The organism is Brevibacillus panacihumi W25 (genome assembly GCF_000503775.1).
Taxonomy (GTDB): Bacteria; Bacillota; Bacilli; order Brevibacillales; family Brevibacillaceae; genus Brevibacillus; species Brevibacillus panacihumi_A.
The window spans coordinates 699,251-715,446 of record NZ_KI629782.1; the positions used below are offsets into that span (position 1 = coordinate 699,251).

Annotated in this window: 13 protein-coding genes; all 13 read right to left on the reverse strand. The window is 51.7% G+C overall.

What is annotated here, in order from left to right; genetic code table 11:
- Positions 1-91: 91 nt before the first annotated feature.
- On the reverse strand, positions 92-1,591 hold the full coding sequence (locus T458_RS32920) for a S41 family peptidase (protein ID WP_023554757.1): 1,500 nt from the start codon (positions 1,589-1,591) through the stop codon (positions 92-94).
- Complete coding sequence (locus T458_RS32925) at positions 1,588-3,597, reverse strand: S-layer homology domain-containing protein (RefSeq protein ID WP_023554758.1); 2,010 nt, start codon at positions 3,595-3,597, stop codon at positions 1,588-1,590. Before T458_RS32925 ends, T458_RS32920 begins: the two co-directional genes overlap by 4 nt.
- A gap of 54 nt (positions 3,598-3,651) precedes the next feature.
- Positions 3,652-4,767, reverse strand: coding sequence for a Nif3-like dinuclear metal center hexameric protein (locus T458_RS32930; protein ID WP_023554759.1), 1,116 nt, complete (start codon positions 4,765-4,767; stop codon positions 3,652-3,654).
- Positions 4,743-5,477: a tRNA (adenine(22)-N(1))-methyltransferase gene (locus tag T458_RS32935; RefSeq protein WP_023554760.1), complete on the reverse strand. Its 735-nt coding sequence runs from the start codon at positions 5,475-5,477 to the stop codon at positions 4,743-4,745. Before T458_RS32935 ends, T458_RS32930 begins: the two co-directional genes overlap by 25 nt.
- Before the next feature lie 136 nt (positions 5,478-5,613).
- The gene (locus tag T458_RS32940; RefSeq protein ID WP_023554761.1) at positions 5,614-6,756 is read right to left on the reverse strand and encodes an acyl-CoA dehydrogenase; all 1,143 of its coding nucleotides are present in this window, start codon (positions 6,754-6,756) and stop codon (positions 5,614-5,616) included.
- Between the two features lie 143 nt (positions 6,757-6,899).
- Positions 6,900-7,064: a hypothetical protein gene (locus T458_RS57090; RefSeq protein ID WP_171819349.1), complete on the reverse strand. Its 165-nt coding sequence runs from the start codon at positions 7,062-7,064 to the stop codon at positions 6,900-6,902.
- Positions 7,065-7,090: 26 nt separating this feature from the next.
- Positions 7,091-8,029, reverse strand: coding sequence for a hypothetical protein (locus T458_RS32945; protein ID WP_023554763.1), 939 nt, complete (start codon positions 8,027-8,029; stop codon positions 7,091-7,093).
- Positions 8,030-8,121: 92 nt separating this feature from the next.
- Positions 8,122-9,246, reverse strand: coding sequence for an RNA polymerase sigma factor RpoD (gene rpoD, locus T458_RS32950; RefSeq protein ID WP_023554764.1), 1,125 nt, complete (start codon positions 9,244-9,246; stop codon positions 8,122-8,124).
- Between the two features lie 34 nt (positions 9,247-9,280).
- Positions 9,281-11,149, reverse strand: a complete 1,869-nt coding sequence (dnaG, locus tag T458_RS32955) for a DNA primase (RefSeq protein ID WP_023554765.1) — start codon at positions 11,147-11,149, stop codon at positions 9,281-9,283.
- A 195-nt stretch (positions 11,150-11,344) separates the two neighbouring features.
- Positions 11,345-12,181, reverse strand: coding sequence for a pyruvate, water dikinase regulatory protein (locus T458_RS32960; RefSeq protein ID WP_023554766.1), 837 nt, complete (start codon positions 12,179-12,181; stop codon positions 11,345-11,347).
- Positions 12,182-12,192: 11 nt separating this feature from the next.
- A complete protein-coding gene (locus T458_RS0128315; RefSeq protein WP_031305375.1) occupies positions 12,193-12,831 on the reverse strand; it encodes a transcriptional regulator CcpN in 639 nt (212 codons plus the stop codon).
- A gap of 226 nt (positions 12,832-13,057) precedes the next feature.
- Complete coding sequence (gene glyS / locus T458_RS32965; RefSeq protein ID WP_023554768.1) at positions 13,058-15,127, reverse strand: glycine--tRNA ligase subunit beta; 2,070 nt, start codon at positions 15,125-15,127, stop codon at positions 13,058-13,060.
- On the reverse strand, positions 15,120-16,040 hold the full coding sequence (glyQ, locus tag T458_RS32970) for a glycine--tRNA ligase subunit alpha (protein ID WP_023554769.1): 921 nt from the start codon (positions 16,038-16,040) through the stop codon (positions 15,120-15,122). The genes glyS and glyQ overlap by 8 nt, the downstream gene beginning before the upstream one ends.
- Between the last annotated feature and the right edge of the window lie 156 nt (positions 16,041-16,196).

Below are 16,196 nucleotides of genomic sequence, written 5' to 3' on the forward strand. Positions count from 1 at the left end.
ATAGGGTTTGATTGCGGACAATATGCTATTCACAAACATCTCGAAGAAGCCCCCGTTCCCGATCGGAACGAGGGCTGATCCACATCCATGTTTAGTTTTGTGTATACAAAAGCGTGAATGTTCCATCCGTTTCTTTTGCCAGCGAGAGATTCTTATGTGCTTCGAGGTAAGGCGCGAGCAACACATACTCCTCTTCGCTTGCCTCTTGGTCGAGCAGATGCGTCAATACAGCGGAACGGATCTGCAAACCTTTTGCATCCTCTTTAAAGAGGGGGTGGACAGTGGGGAATGAGACCCCATTGACAACTGTATCGCCATCTTGATCGCCCAATTTCCAACTTTTCACACCTAGTGATTGCAAAGCTTCGATGACTTGGGCCGCATCATCTTCCACTAAAATATCCGGGGTAAGCCCCACGTGATTGACGACAGTGTGCTTCGGTGTGAAATATTCATTCAAGGTCAGTTTGAGCGCGTCCCCTTCGGAAAGCGGAATAACCTGTTGCGCACTCCCCTTGCCATACGTCTTGGTACCCACCAGTTTCGCAATCTCGTGGTCGCGTAAAGATCCAGCCAGCAGTTCCGAAGCGGAAGCAGATCCGCCATTGACCAGAATCCGTACCGGAATGCCGATCGAATTGCCATTGCGCACCCATGTTTCCACTTCCACGCCATTGCGGTTGGTCGTGTACATGAGCAAACCCTCCTCCATGAACAGACTGGCAATATCTCTTGCCGCCGTCAGATAACCTCCGCCATTGTCTCGAAGATCGAGGATAAGTCCTTTCAACGGTTTTCCCGAACGATCAAAGGCAGCTAACTGGTCGCGAATCTGATAGGCGCCGTCAGATCCAAATGTCTCCAGACGGATGTAGCCGATCGGCTCATTGTCAAAAAGCTTCCCCTCCGCTTCCGGCAGGGTGAGCATCGCACGTTTCAGGGGCACTTGCAGCTCCCGCTTTTCAGAGGGACGGTAGATCCTCAGCAGTGCCTCGCTGCCTTCTTCACCCCGCAGGTACGCATACGCTTCCTCGAAGCTTTTTTCTTGAAGGGAAATATCATCTACTCCGATGATTTGGTCCCCTCTTTGCAATTCGGAAGCCGCAGCAGGCGACTCCGGTATGATTTCACGAATGATAAAGGCCCCATTTTGCAACCGCAAGCGAAAACCAAATCCGACAAACTCGTTCTCCACACTGGATTGGAATAGTCGGAGTTCATCTACTGTGAAAAACACGCTATGCGGATCGTCGAGGCTTTCCAGCATTCCCTCGATTGCCCAGCGATTCAGCGTCGTCGCATCCAGCCCTGGCTTGCGCTCCCATTCTTCCAGCCTTCTCTTCAAATCCCCAATGGTGCCCTCACTGGTGGAATAGAGCAGCTTTACCTGTTTCTCTTCATCTGCAAGCGTGCTTACATACTTCAAAGCACCCTGCACCAACTGATTTTCGTTAGGCTTGCTGAGATGGCTTTCCATGACATGATGGAAAACTTCTACCGTCTCGGCGAACGTTGGTTGACTGGCAAAAACAGGAAGGGCTGCACTTAGAAAAATAACGACCGACAAGAACAATTGCGTGATTCTTTTCATCGACCCACCTCATTCTTTACCTGCTCCGGAATGGTTACCCTTACCTTGGCAGTATAGTCGTAAAAATCAGTACCCGAGTAGGCCACGTATTCCTCGTTCTCATAAAATTCCTCATACCGCCATACATGCTGAACCAATTCTTTGCTCTCGCGGTCTATGTAGTACTTGTTGATATACAGCGGTGCGACCTTGATTTTTCCTTTTCCCAGCGAGACCTCTCGCGATTTTTCTTCCAGGGCTGTGCGCGGAATCCATTCCGTGATCACGTCGTAGCGCCCGAACGTTTGCTTGTAGTACCGGGCATTCAAATCATTCAGTCGATTCTTGATGCTGATCGTCGCCACCCATTCATGCAGAAAGTCCCTTTTGTTCGTACGGCCGCTTACCCACTTCTCGGACTCCGAATCATAGGTGTAATGACGTTCAGACTTCTCATCGGTGTAGGATTCCATTTTGTCCAGAATCGGCTTATAGGGCGATTGATAATAACCAGTGGTTCGGCTGGCTCTTCGTTCCCGGTCGATTTCTTGCGTGTACTTGAAGAGATACCCGCTCAACACCGACTCCCCTTTTACCTGCACGGTAGAGGAAGCCTCCATCTTGCGCAGGCTGTACGCCAAATCCAAAGCAATCTTGGACTGCTCTTTCATCGAATCAAGATCCTGCTGCAGCAGCTTCACCAGTTGGATCATACGCGTGTCTTTATGGTACGGCTTGATCGATGCGACCAGCTCTTGCGCTTCATCCAGGCGGTCTTGCCGCGTCAGATAGTACACAGCGTTGATCAGCGCTTCGTGGTTCTCTGCTGCAAAAGATTGATAGCTCGCCAACGCTTCCTCGACCTTTCCTCCCTTCACATCCAAAGCAGCCAGATAGAGAGTCAAGGCTTCCCATTCCTCAGAGCCTTTTTTCACCTTTTCCAGATAACGAGCCAAGCGCTCTTGGACCTCGCCATACACCTTTGGTTTCTTGTTGCCCATCTGCAAAGAGATATCGTAGACGTTGGCACACAAAAGGCGCAACGTTTCCGGCAGGATCATTTTGTCTGCGAAGTAAGCGTCAATCGCCAGAAAAGCCTCGTCCAGATTGTCGGCAAACTCAAGGGTCGGGTCCCAGCTCAGATAGTAGTGAACCCCGATCTGATTAGGGAAAGAATCACTGCCTAACTTGCGCAAGACCTGGTAGGTTTCCTCACTGTCCATCTGATTGACAATCGCGCTCACAGCATCGAAATAAGCCTGTTCATCAGGTGTCTTTTGCTCGGTGTAGTGAGCAAACAACGGAAACATATCCTGAATCTCTGGAACCATCGGAAATTTTTGGCTATCGTAATCCAACAAGGGCAAGATCTGGTCCTGGAGCAAAAAGTCGATCAGGCGGTCCGCTGCCGCAGCAGCTTCACCGCGCTTCAGCTTGTCGTTCTTCTCTCCCTCCAGCCAGCCCCATGCCTTGACTTCGTCCCAAGCCTTGCCGCTGTCTGTTGTCGCCGTATAAAGGGCCAACAGCTTAGCAGCCTCTTCCTGGCTAATCGCTTGAGTCGGGTTCATCTTCTCCCCTGGGAAAACCTCCTGAATGGCGCCAGGCCCGTACAATCGGTCCAACAGATACGATACGCGCAATATCGGACGGTACCACCAGGTCAGGCGATCCACATCCTTGTACGGCAGGTAAGGCTCGTCAAAGCCTTCTCCCTTTGACATCTGCGCGTGTTCGGACAGGAGGGTCAGCGGATAGATCGAATACTGTCCTCCATTGTTGTACAGTCGATCAAGCATGGCCAAAAATTCGGCACGAGTCATTTCCCGATTGGGGTAAAAATGCGTGACACTGGTTCCAGCGGCAAACAGGCCCGCCTCAACCCCGCGAACAATCGAACCTCGCGCCCAATGCTTGCTGATATCATCGTAGGGAAGAAAGCCCCCAGCAGCCGAAGCGAAACCGGGGGTGATGGCCAGCATGCTTGTCACCAATAAGCCGCATAGGGACATCTTGATTTGTTTTTGCACTTGAAATCCTCCTACTTTCAGGTGGAGACGAAATCTCTACTGCCTTCCCGATCCTTAGACAAATTGGAATGGATCTGTGTGCACACGGGAGGAGATGACTTCAGTCTCATAGCCGTTCTCTTTCAGTCGTTCCAGCAGGTACGTGGCGAGCTTTTCTTTCATGATTTTTTCGATGTTGTGTCCAGCATCAATGATAGACAATCCCTCTGCCTGCGCATCGTGTGCGGTATGGTAGCCGATATCACCTGTCAGATAGGCATCTGCCCCGCGGAAGATCGCTTTGGAAGCAAAGGAACTCCCATCGCCGCCGACAACTGCCACTTTTTTGATCGTGCCATCCAGATCTCCCACCACGCGAACTCCTTGCAGGGAAAACCGTTCCTTCACGAGCTCTGCCAATTCACGCAAAGTCAGTGGCTGCGGCAGGTAACCGATCCGCCCAATTCCGTATCCTGTACCCGGCAGATCGAGCGGAATCAGGTCGTATGCCACTTCCTCGTAGGGATGCGCAGCCATCATCGCCTTTACTACCGCAGATTGACGCGACGCAGGCAGGACCAACTCGATGCGAACCTCCTCCACCTGCTCCAGCTTGCCCTCGGCGCCGATAAACGGCTGTGTCCCTTCGCCAGGCATAAATGTGCCGATTCCTTCTACCTGAAACGAACAATGTCCGTAATTGCCTACGGAGCCTGCCCCAGCTTGGCATACTGCTTGAAAAACAGCATCGCGATGGCTTTTCGGGACATAAACCACCAGCTTTTTCCATGTATCGCGATGCAGCACATCCAGCACTTCCACGTCGACCAGCCCAACCGCTTCTGCCAGCCAATCGTTCATCCCGCCAACCGCTACATCCAGATTGGTGTGTGCCGTGTATACCGCGATGTCATGCTTGAGCAGCTTTTCAAAGACACGGCCAGCGGCAAGATCTGTCCGGATGTTTTTCAAAGGGCGATAAATCACAGCATGGTGGGCGACGATCAAGTCGACGCCCTCTGCAATCGCTTCATCTACTACGGATTCCAGCACATCGAGCGCAATCATGACTTTTTTTACCTTTTTTTGCAAAGTCCCGACGTGCAGACCAATTTTATCTCCTTCCATCGCCATGGCTTTAGGAGCCAGCCCTTCGACGTATTGAATTACTGTTTGTCCATGTGCAAGCATGTCAACACCCCATCTATCCAATCGATTTCACTTTCAATCTGCTTGATGCGTTCTTGCGCCTGCGGCTTGTCGGAACGCTCCAGCTGTGTGCGTACCTTCTGCCATTTCTCCCGCTCATGCCCCCATTTCTCACGCAAAAGAGGCTCTTTTCTCTCCCAGAGGAACGGTCCGATTCGCAGCAGCTCCTCCATTGACCTGTCCTTGTTTGCATATGGCGCGTGTGTCTCGCCGCGTTCGGCTACGAGGATTTCGTAAAGGATGCCGTCTTCTTCTAAAATCGATTCTGCGACCAGCTCCCATCCGTTCTCAATAAACCAGCGGCGGACCAGCTCCTCCCCGACGTTTGGCTGAAGGATGAGTCTTTTTACACCTTGTAACCGCTCCTTGCCATGCTCCAAAATCGAAACGATCAGCTGTCCCCCCATCCCGGCGATACAGACCGCATCAACCTCGCCCGGTTGGACTACTGTAAGTCCGTCTCCTTTTCTGACTGAGGCACGGTCCCGCGCCTGCAGAGTATGTATCTGCTTCAAAGCCGCCTGATAAGGCCCCTCGTTTAATTCGCCGGCAATCACAAAGCTGGCAATGTCCTCCACAAGCAAGTAAGAAGCCAATAGTGCATGATCCGACCCGATGTCGGCCACGCGGGCTCCTTTCGGACAATAGCTGGCTATGGTTTTTAAACGCTTTGAAATGGCTGTAAATGTCATCTTCAATTTCCACCTTCCATAGCCACTATTTTACTCTATTTGACCGAAATTGCCCAACGCTAAATCCCCTCTTTTCATCAGCAACAAACGACAAAATCCCCGCCAATTCATGGCAGGGACCGTATTTGTCTGTCATTTAGGAGCAGCCGATTTCTCTCGCAATCACATTGCGCAGGATCTCAGACGTACCCTCGCCGATTTCCAGCAGCCTGGCGTCACGGAAAAAGCGCTCTACCTGGTATTCACGCATATACCCGTAACCGCCATGGATCTGAATGGCCTGATGCGTCGCCGACATCGCAACCTCGGAAGCGTAAAGCTTGGCCATTGCCGCCTCCTTCGTAAAGCTTCTCCCCTGCTCTTTCAGCCATGCCGCCTTGTAGACCATGCTGCGGGCAAGCTCGATTTGCATCGCCATGTCGGCAAGCTTGTGCTGAATCGCTTGGAAGTGGCTCAGCGTATTGCCAAAAGCCGTCCGTTGCTTGGCGTATTGCAGCGTCTTCTCATAAGCCGCCTGAGCAATCCCGACAGCCATCGCCCCAATCCCGATTCGGCCTCCATCCAGTGTAATCAAGAACTGTTTAAAGCCCTCCCCTGGAACGCCGAGGATATTTTCCTCCGGTACCCGCACGTTTTCCAGGACAAGCTCTGTAGTGTTGGAGCTGTGCAGGCCCAGCTTCTCGTAATTCGCAAGTACGGTAAAGCCAGGGGCGTCAGTCGGCACGATAAATGCTGTGATGCCGCGCGACCCTTTTTCTTTTTCCGTCACCGCCGTCAAAGCCAGGAAGGAAGCGTAAGAGGCATTGGTAATAAAGCATTTGGAGCCGTTGATCACCCATTCCTGATCATGGCGGACTGCCGTTGTTTTCGTCCCTCCGGCATCCGACCCGGCATTGGGCTCCGTCAATCCAAACGCACCCATACTCTCTCCACTGCAGATTTTCGTCAGGTATTTGCGCTTTTGCTCCTCTGTGCCAAATAAGTGAATCGGTGCGCCCCCAAGCGAAATATGAGCTGAATAGGTGATACCTGTCGAGCCGCAAGCACGGCTTAATTCCTCCACCACAATAGCGAAGCTGATCGCATCAGCACCTGCTCCCCCATATTCTTCAGGAAAAGGCAAGCCCATTACATTCAGGTCTGCCAGTTGACGAAAGATTTCGACAGGGAACTGCTTGGTTTTGTCCCGCTCATCCGCTCCAGGTGCCACGACTTCATCGGCGAACTCTCGCATGACCTTTTTTAACATTTGTTGTTCGGATGTCAAATCGAAGTTCATATTCATCCCTCCATGTAAACGCTTTATAGCTTGCTGGACATGGTGTTGGTCATTTCGACTGAGCGTTTGTTCAGAATTCTACAACCCATTATACACCATCGTTTGCCAGATGTGTTGTATTTTCCAAAAGAAAAAACACGTCTTTATTTTCGACGTGTTCCCATAATCATCGCCCCCAAAAAGGAGAGCGCTGCCAAAATATAGCCTGCATTGTAAGTCGGGATCGATAAGATCTTCATGACCGTTTCTGCTGCCAACAAAATACCAGCAAGGACGACCCCAAGCAATACCCACCACTTGCTATCCACTTCTGTCACCTCTAGTCTCATTCTCGTTACAGTCTCAGCCAGGAATACCAGTATCCCCGGGTGAGGAAAAAGAACGCGGAAGCGATAAACACCTTGACGAACAGCAAAAGCTGAATCAAATCCCGCTGTGCCTCCGGTATGTAAAGGGACTGGATTTCCGCTCCAAAAAAGCAGAGCAGACCGCACATCGCAAAAACGCCCGCCCATTTTGGATTCGCCTGATGCATCAGAAAGCCGACTCCAGTCAGCATGCAAGCCATCGGCACCCAGTACAGCTCCGCCTTCCACCAGCTATACGCTTCGCCTACCCGCTCTGTCGTCGCGACTCCGTATATCAGGGCCAATCCGAGCATACCGCAATACAGCAGGTACGTAAACCCGAAGACAAATGCACTGGCGCACATTAGCACGCAAAGCAAGCCCAGATACATGAGGGTCAACGCAATAGATCCATCCAATTTTTGGATACAATAGATCCCGCCTGCGATGAGAATGATGAAGCATAAACCCAAGAAAAGATGCGTCAACGGCGGCGCGGAGCGGCGGATAGCGAATGCCAATATATAGAAAACCAGTGCGAAACAGGCAAAGATGGCAATTTGCATTGGGGTTTGAAAACGGTTAAAATGAAAAGCAAGCAAGATCAATCCAGCGATGACGAGGGCTCCGAGCAGCCAGGCAAGCACCATTTTTCCGGTGATCGGCGATACCTCTCGCCTTACATAGGCATATCCCGCATCTGCTGTGCTTCCTTTACCCCAGCCTGATCCTGATGACTGCGCCATTTGCGTGACTCTTGCTTCTTTCCCGCTCTTTCCTTGCTTGACGGGAGTTGAAGAAGAGGCAGGTCGTTCCCCTTCGGTATACAGATTCAAGAGGAAAATGCAGTAATGTTCAGGCAGCAGGTGATTTCGCCGCCAATTCTCGATCTCGGCTATAATGGTTCGCTTGCGCTGGTCGTCCAACGCTGCCCCTCCTTTTGTGACCCGCCTTCATCCGGGCCAAGAAAAAAGTAAAGCCTACGTCGGCTATACGTAGGCCACATACAATATATCGGTTATTCGAGGAAATCTTTTAAGCGTTTGCTTCTACTTGGATGACGAAGTTTTCGCAGGGCTTTCGCTTCAATTTGACGAATCCGCTCACGGGTTACGCCAAATACTTTCCCCACTTCTTCCAGCGTTCGTGTACGACCGTCATCGAGACCAAAACGCAAACGCAGCACATTCTCTTCTCGATCAGTCAACGTATCCAGCACATCTTCCAGTTGCTCTTTCAACAACTCATAGGCTGCAGCATCGGATGGCTCCAATGCATCCTGATCTTCGATAAAGTCTCCCAAATGGGAATCGTCTTCTTCTCCGATCGGCGTTTCCAACGAGACAGGCTCTTGCGCGATTTTCATGATTTCGCGAACTTTTTCCGGCGTTAAATCCATTTTTTCCGCAATTTCTTCCGGCATCGGTTCTCTGCCCAATTCCTGCAACAGCTGTCGTGATACCCGAATGAGCTTGTTGATGGTTTCCACCATATGCACCGGAATGCGGATCGTCCGTGCCTGATCGGCAATAGCACGCGTGATTGCCTGACGAATCCACCATGTGGCATACGTACTGAATTTGAAGCCTTTGCGATAATCGAATTTCTCGACTGCCTTGATCAACCCCATGTTCCCTTCCTGAATCAAATCCAGGAACAGCATGCCGCGGCCTACATATCGCTTGGCGATGGAGACGACTAGTCGCAGGTTGGCTTCCGCCAGTCGGCGCTTCGCTTCCTCGTCACCTTGCTCAATACGCAGTGCCAATTTAATCTCTTCTTCAGCGGAAAGCAGAGGAACGCGACCAATTTCCTTCAGATACATGCGTACAGGGTCATTGATCTTGATTCCGGGTGGAACGGAGAGATCATCGAAGTCGAATTCTTCGTTGTCTTCGTCTTTCATCTGCATCTCGTGCGGTTCATCATCGTCATCGCTTTCGTTGTTTATCTCAATACCCTGGTCGCCCAGATATTCAAAAAACTCATCCATCTGGTCCGAATCTTGTTCAAAACCAGCAAGGCGATCCGTAATTTCCTTGTACGACAACGCGCCTCTTTTCTTGCCTAATTCGACCAACTGTTCCTTCACTTGTTCGATGGACATAGCTTCCATGTCAGAAGTGATGTTTTGTTTGTTCATCTACTATCCCTCCTTCCCCGGGAATGATCGTAAGCTACCCTTCTTTTAAAGCATTTTCCAATGCAAGAATCTTCATCCCTGTAACGGCTGCTTGAATTTCCAGTTGTTTGCGCGCATCCTCGCTGTCCGCTGCGGTCGCTTGGAGGTGTAAGCTCCGCTGCTCTTCGCGCAATCGTTCCAACTCGGCACGCTTCGGGTAGTTATTCACTTGTTTGATGTAGTCGCCGATCTCCTGATCAGATACGTCTTCCTTGCACTCCATCATGGCCAATCCCGAGGCTAATTGCTTTAATGAATCGTCCTGCACATAATGTATAAACTTTCCGGGGTCCTCAGGGTTTCCCTCTGCGTAATAGGCGTACAAGTACGCGGCCAACGCATCGTGTTCGTCCACCTGAAAATGGGCGTTACACTCTTGTTGGACGCGAGTAGCGATTTCTTCGTTGCGCATCATGTAGTAAAGCAACATGCGCTCCGCAGTGATGTATGCAGGCTGCAATGTTTTCGCGAGCGTAGCTTTGCCATTATTTATACTATTATTCCATGCTGACGCTACTTTATCCCTTTGCCGTTCACTTTTTTGTTGTCTGTAAACCCGTTTGGACTCCCATTTTAAATCATTCAGGGAGAGAGAGTACTCTTCCGCCAATTGGCGTTGATACATATCCCGTTCGACTGGGCTGTCCAGCTCGTTGATGATTTCCAGTGCCTTGGCAATCAAACCGGCCTTGTCCATCTCATCATTTATTACGTACTGGCTGCGCAAATGTTTCAGTCGAAACGCGGTAATCGGCATCGCCTGCAGCAAAACCTGCTGGGAAAAGGCCTCCGCTCCATGCTGCCGGATGTAATCGTCCGGGTCCGTCCCTTGCGGCAAAGGAGCAACACGTACCTTCAGATCGGCTTGCTGCAAGATGTGGATTGCCTTGCTGGTCGCTTCCTGCCCTGCTGCATCACCGTCGTAACACAGAACAATGGAATCCACATTGCGCCGGATGATCCGGGCCTGCTGTTCGGTCAATGCCGTCCCTAATGTGGCAATTCCCAAAGGAAAACCCGCCTGCCACGTAGACACTACGTCTACATACCCTTCAAACAGCAATGCCTGCTTTTTTTTTCTAATGTTTGGCCGGGCACGATGCAAGTTGAAAAGGGTGGCGCTTTTGTTGAACAGCGGACTTTCCGGGCTGTTCAGATACTTTGGTTGTGATTTGGCTTGCGTCGTCTCCAGCAGTCTGCCGCCGAATCCAATGACATTTCCTTGTGAATCCTGGATGGGAAACATCACTCGGCCGCGAAAACGGTCAAAGATTTTGCCCGAATCGCTTTTGGCCAAGAGTCCTGCTTCCACCATCACATCAAGCGAAAAATCTCTCTTAGCCAGGAATTGAGTGAGGAAATCCCAGGAGTCGGGGGCAAAGCCAATTTGAAATTCAGTCAAGGTCTCGGCAGACATCCCGCGTCGGGTGAGGTACTTCAACGCCTCTGCCCCGTAGGGGGTTTCCTTCAAGACGTACTGATACAGATTGGCGGCGAACTGATGTGCCTCCAGCATAACCTGTTTCAGCCTTTTGTCCGGCGAATCCTCTGCTTCATGACTTTGGAGCCTGGGTACCTCGATGCCTGCACGTTCCGCCAGCTTGTGCAAGGCTTCGGGAAACGTCAACTGCTCGATATTCATTAAAAAGGAAAAGACATCCCCACCTGCTCCACAACCAAAGCAATGATAAAACTGTCTTTCAGCATTGACATTGAAGGAAGGGCTCTTTTCTGAGTGAAACGGGCACAAGCCTAAATAGGCACGTCCGCTTTTTTTCAGTTGCACATACTCTCCTACGACGTCAATGATGTCGACAGCGGTACGCACTTGATTAATCCACTCATCCGAAGTGTGACCAGCCATCTTTCATTCACCTCTCAAAGGAGAATCGCAGAATAAGTTATTCGTCAAAATTCGTCAATTTCCTTCTTGAGCGCACACTTCTTTTTACATTTCTACTTTGCCACATTTCAGCGACCGGTAAACGCTAGCCGCCATCCCCATTTCGCGTACGCTTTACTCTTTTTCTACAAAAAACGTCAAATTCCTTCCTTTGACCTATTTTCGATCTTGACGCATTTTATTTTTTCGAATGATCTCCAGAATAATGTTGGCTGTCTCCTCCACTGCCTTGTTGGAAACATCGATGACCGGGCAGCCGAGTCTCTCGATGATTTTCTTGGAATAAGCCAATTCTTCCTCGATTCGATCCAGATTCGCATAATTCGCCTGAGCAGTAAGTCCTAGGGCTTTTAACCTCTCTGTGCGAATTCCATTCAGCTGCTCCGGATTGATCGTCAGTCCGATGCATCGTTCCGGCGGCAGCGCGAACAGCTCCTCGGGCGGCTCCACCTCGGGTACGAGAGGGACATTGGCCACCTTCAGCCGCTTGTTTGCCAGATACATGGACAGCGGCGTCTTGGAGGTGCGTGAGACGCCGATCAGCACCACATCAGCTCGCAACAGTCCCCGCGAGTCGCGCCCATCATCGTATTTGACAGCGAATTCAATCGCGTCCACCTTGCGAAAATACTCCTCGTCCAGCCTGCGGACCAAACCCGGTTTGCCCGTCGGAGGCTCTTGCAGCATGTTCTGCAAAGTCTGCATGACCGGTCCCATGACATCGATGGCCGGAATCCCGTAACGGGCAGCCTGTTCGATAATGTAGGAGTTGAGTTCCGGTACGACGATCGTAAAGACAATCATTGCCTTGGACTCTTTGGCTGACGCGATGATCTCGTCGATGGATTCTTTATCTTCAATGTACGGATACTTCTGGATGTCGATCACGAATCGGTCAAACTGACTGGCACCTGCGCGAACAACGAGCTCGGCTGTTTCGCCGATGGAGTCCGAGACCACATAGATGAGTTGTCCCTGTTGATTTTCTTGCATCGCTTCTCCTCCTACACTTTCGGTTCGCTGCCCAATTCCACAAAAGCCTTGGCTATCGTGGTTTTTGTCACCCGTCCAGTCAATTCCATCATGCGCGGATCCTCCGCGCTGGGATTGACGACCGGCAAGGAGTCAATCTGAAAATCGATCAGCTTCTTGGCCGCAGCGAACAATGTTTCCTCCGGTCCACAGGTAATGATATTGGGCATTCGCGACATAATGATGCTGACTGGTACATCCTCCAGCGTCTTGTTCCCGAGCGAGGCTCGAAGCAAATCCTTGCGCGAGACTACCCCTGCGAGATACCCCTTCTGGTTGACTACAAACAATGTGCCTACGTCTTCGAGAAAAAGCGTAACGATGGCATCATAAGCGGAAGCTGACTCGGAAACCACGATCGGCACCGCTTTATAGTCTTTGACGTAAAGCTTGTGAAGCCGTTCACTAATGATCGAGCTTGCAGGTCTGCCCGCATAAAAATACCCGACCCGCGGCCTGGCTTCCAAATACCCGGACATCGTCAGGATAGAAAGATCAGGACGCAGGGTGGCTCGGGTCAGGTTGAGCCGATCCGCAATTTGCTCTCCGGTGATCGGTCCGTCATCCTTTACGATTTGTAAGATATGCTCTTGTCGCTTGGTAAGCTCGATGGTTAATCACCCCGGTTCTGTCCTGTTACCTTCTCCTAGTATTACTCTATTCGTGCAGGTTTTCCTTCTTTCGCAGTTAGAAAACTTGATTTCGACATTCTTTTTTAGTCATGATGTGCATCCTGCAGTCGGTTGGATGAGGCGAGAAATCATATCAACGGTTCCTTGCCTGCAAAAAGGACCTCGCCTTCCACCTAGTCGTGGAGTTTGAGATCCTTTTTTTTCATCAGGCAAAAACCAGTTTGGCAAAATCTGCGTAGCTAAAGATCAGCCGGGAGAGGCGAAGCAGCAAGCCCAAGCGGTTGGCGCGAACTGCCTGATCCTCCGCCATCACCATGACTTGATCGAAGAAGTTCTTGATCGGCTCACGCAGCGTGCCCAGAGCTTCCAGTACTTTCTCCTGATCAGCCAAGCCTTCCGTTTCCTGCAGAACAGCGCGGTATGCCTGGAACAAATCACGTTCTACCTGCTCGGCAAACAAATCTTCCTTCACATCGTCGGCCGTCGCTTTTTGCGCCAGATTGTTGACACGATTGAATTGTTCGACGATCAGCTTAAAGTCCTCCGCAGTGACAGCGGCCATCAACGCCTTTGCCTTGGCCAACACAGCAGGAACCAGCGTCAGATCAGCGGAGAGAACAGCGTCCACCACATCGTAGCGCACCCCGTTTTCCTGCAAGACATTTTTCAGGCGCAGGGCGAAGAAGTCGATCAAATCTTTCTTCACTTCTTCTGCAGTGCGCTTGTTTACTCCCTGCTCGGCATAGGTAGCCAGTGCTGCATCCCAAAGCTGATCCAGGGACAAAGCCCAATCGCGCTCAATCAGGATGGAGACGATGCCTGCTGCCATACGGCGCAGTCCATATGGGTCCTGGGAGCCTGTTGGCACGATCCCGATTGCGAAGCAGCCCACGATGGTATCGAGCTTATCAGCAATGCTTGCGATGGCGCCTTGTGCAGAGCTGGGCATCTGGTCACCTGCAAAACGCGGCAGATAATGTTCAAATACACCCCGTGCGACAACTTCGCTCTCATTGGCTTTACGGGCATAATCCTCACCCATGATGCCTTGCAGCTCCGGAAATTCCCCAACCATGTTGGTAACCAGGTCAAACTTGGCAATCTCGGCGATCCGATCAACTTGCTGGGCTTCTGCCGGGCTGATCTGCAGCTTCGTCCCGATCTGTGCAGCAGTCTTGCGGACGCGGCGCACCTTGTCCCCGATGGTTCCCAGCTCTTCATGGAAGACGATCGACTCCAGGCGTTTCAGGCAGCTTTCAATCGTCAGCTTCTGGTCCTCTTCATAGAAGAAGCGGGCATCGGAGAGACGGGCGCGCAGCACTTTCTCATTCCCTTTTGCCACATTCTCCAGCGCACGGCTGTCACCGTTGCGTACCGTCACAAAATGATTGAGAAGCTGCCCGCTCGCGTCCTCCACAGGGAAGTAGCGTTGGTGCTCACGCATGGAAGTAACCAGGACCTCACGCGGAATCGACAGAAATTCCTCTTCAAAAGTCCCGTACAAGGCAGTCGGGTATTCGACGAGATGCACTACCTCATCCAGGAGTCCTTCGTCCATCGGAATCTTCCAGCCCTGCTCCTCTTCCATGCGGCGAATCTGCTCGACGATGGCGGCGCGGCGCTCATCCGGATTGACGACGACATATTGTTCAGCCAGTTTGCCCACATATTCGCCAGGATGGGCAAGCTCCACATCTTTTCCCAAAAAACGATGTCCGCGCGTGACGCGACCGCTGTGCACGCCTGCGATCTCCAAATCGATCAGCTCTTCTCCGAACAAGGCGACCATCCAGCGAATCGGACGGAGATATTTCAGGTCATTCGCTCCCCAGCGCATGTTTTTCGGGAAGTTCATCCCGGCGATAGCGTCGCTCAGCTGCGGCAAGAGCTCCTGTGTCGCTTTACCCGCCTCTGATTTGCGCGCATGGACGTATTCGACGCCGTTTACTTCTTTATAATACAGATCTTCTACTGCAACACCGTTGCTGCGTGCGAAGCCTTGTGCAGCCTTGGACCAGTTGCCAGCTTCGTCCTGAGCGATTTTGCGAGCCGGCCCTTTCGCCTCTTCATTGCGGTCCGGCTGCCTTTCTGCGAGGCCGCTGACGAGTACAGCAAAACGGCGAGGCGTCTCGTAGGATGCAATCTGCTCAAAAGGCAGACGCTCCTGCGCCAGCCATTTCTCTACTTTTTCCTTGAACTGCTCGGCTGCTTGCGCGACGAACCGGGCAGGCATCTCTTCCAGACCAATCTCCAACAGCAAATCACGCTTACTCATGCGTACCCTCTCCTTTCGCCACAGCCTGGTTTGCTTTTCCTTTTTCCAACAGCGGGAACCCAAGTCGCTCACGTTCTGCATAATAGGTTTGCGCGACTTCGCGGGACAGATTGCGGACACGGGCGATATAGCCGGTGCGCTCCGTCACGCTGATCGCTCCGCGGGCATCAAGCAGGTTGAAGGTATGGGAGCATTTCAGCACATAATCGTAAGCGGGGTAGACGAGGCGTTCTTTCATCAGGCGCTTCGCTTCCGCCTCATAGGTATTGTACAGATTGAACAGCATGTCCACGTCTGACAGCTCGAAGGTGTACTTGGAATGCTCGTACTCCGGCTGGAGGAAGACATCGCCATAGGTATAGCCGTTCACCCACTCCAGTTCAAATACGTTTTCTTTCTCCTGAATGTAGGAAGCCAGACGTTCCAAGCCATAGGTCAATTCTACAGCGACGGGCTTGCACTCCAGTCCCCCGACCTGCTGGAAGTAGGTAAACTGGGTGATCTCCATGCCATCCAGCCAGACCTCCCAGCCGAGTCCCCATGCACCGAGTCCTGGATGCTCCCAGTTGTCCTCTACGAAGCGGATGTCATGCTCGAGCGGATCAATTCCCAGCTCGCGCAAGCTGTCCAGATACAGCTCCTGAATATTGTCAGGCGACGGCTTCATGATTACCTGGAATTGGTGATGCTGGTACAAGCGGTTGGGGTTTTCTCCGTAGCGGCCGTCCGCCGGGCGGCGGGATGGCTCTACATACGCCACGTTCCACGGCTCTGGGCCGATCGAACGCAAAAACGTCATCGGGTTCAAGGTCCCCGCTCCTTTTTCCACGTCGTACGGCTGCACGATCAAACAGTTTTGTTTGGCCCAAAAATTCTGCAGCGTCAAAATGATGTCTTGAAACGTCATCTTCATGCTTTCGTCCTCCTCAAAGTAAAAAAACCTCCCGTCGCCTACACCGTCTGTACTAGACCGTGTAGGGACGAGAGGATTCTCGCGGTTCCACCCTACTTGACGAAGCTGATGCTCCGCCCACTTTCGTATCCATTGCTCCGGAACGCCCTTCATCAG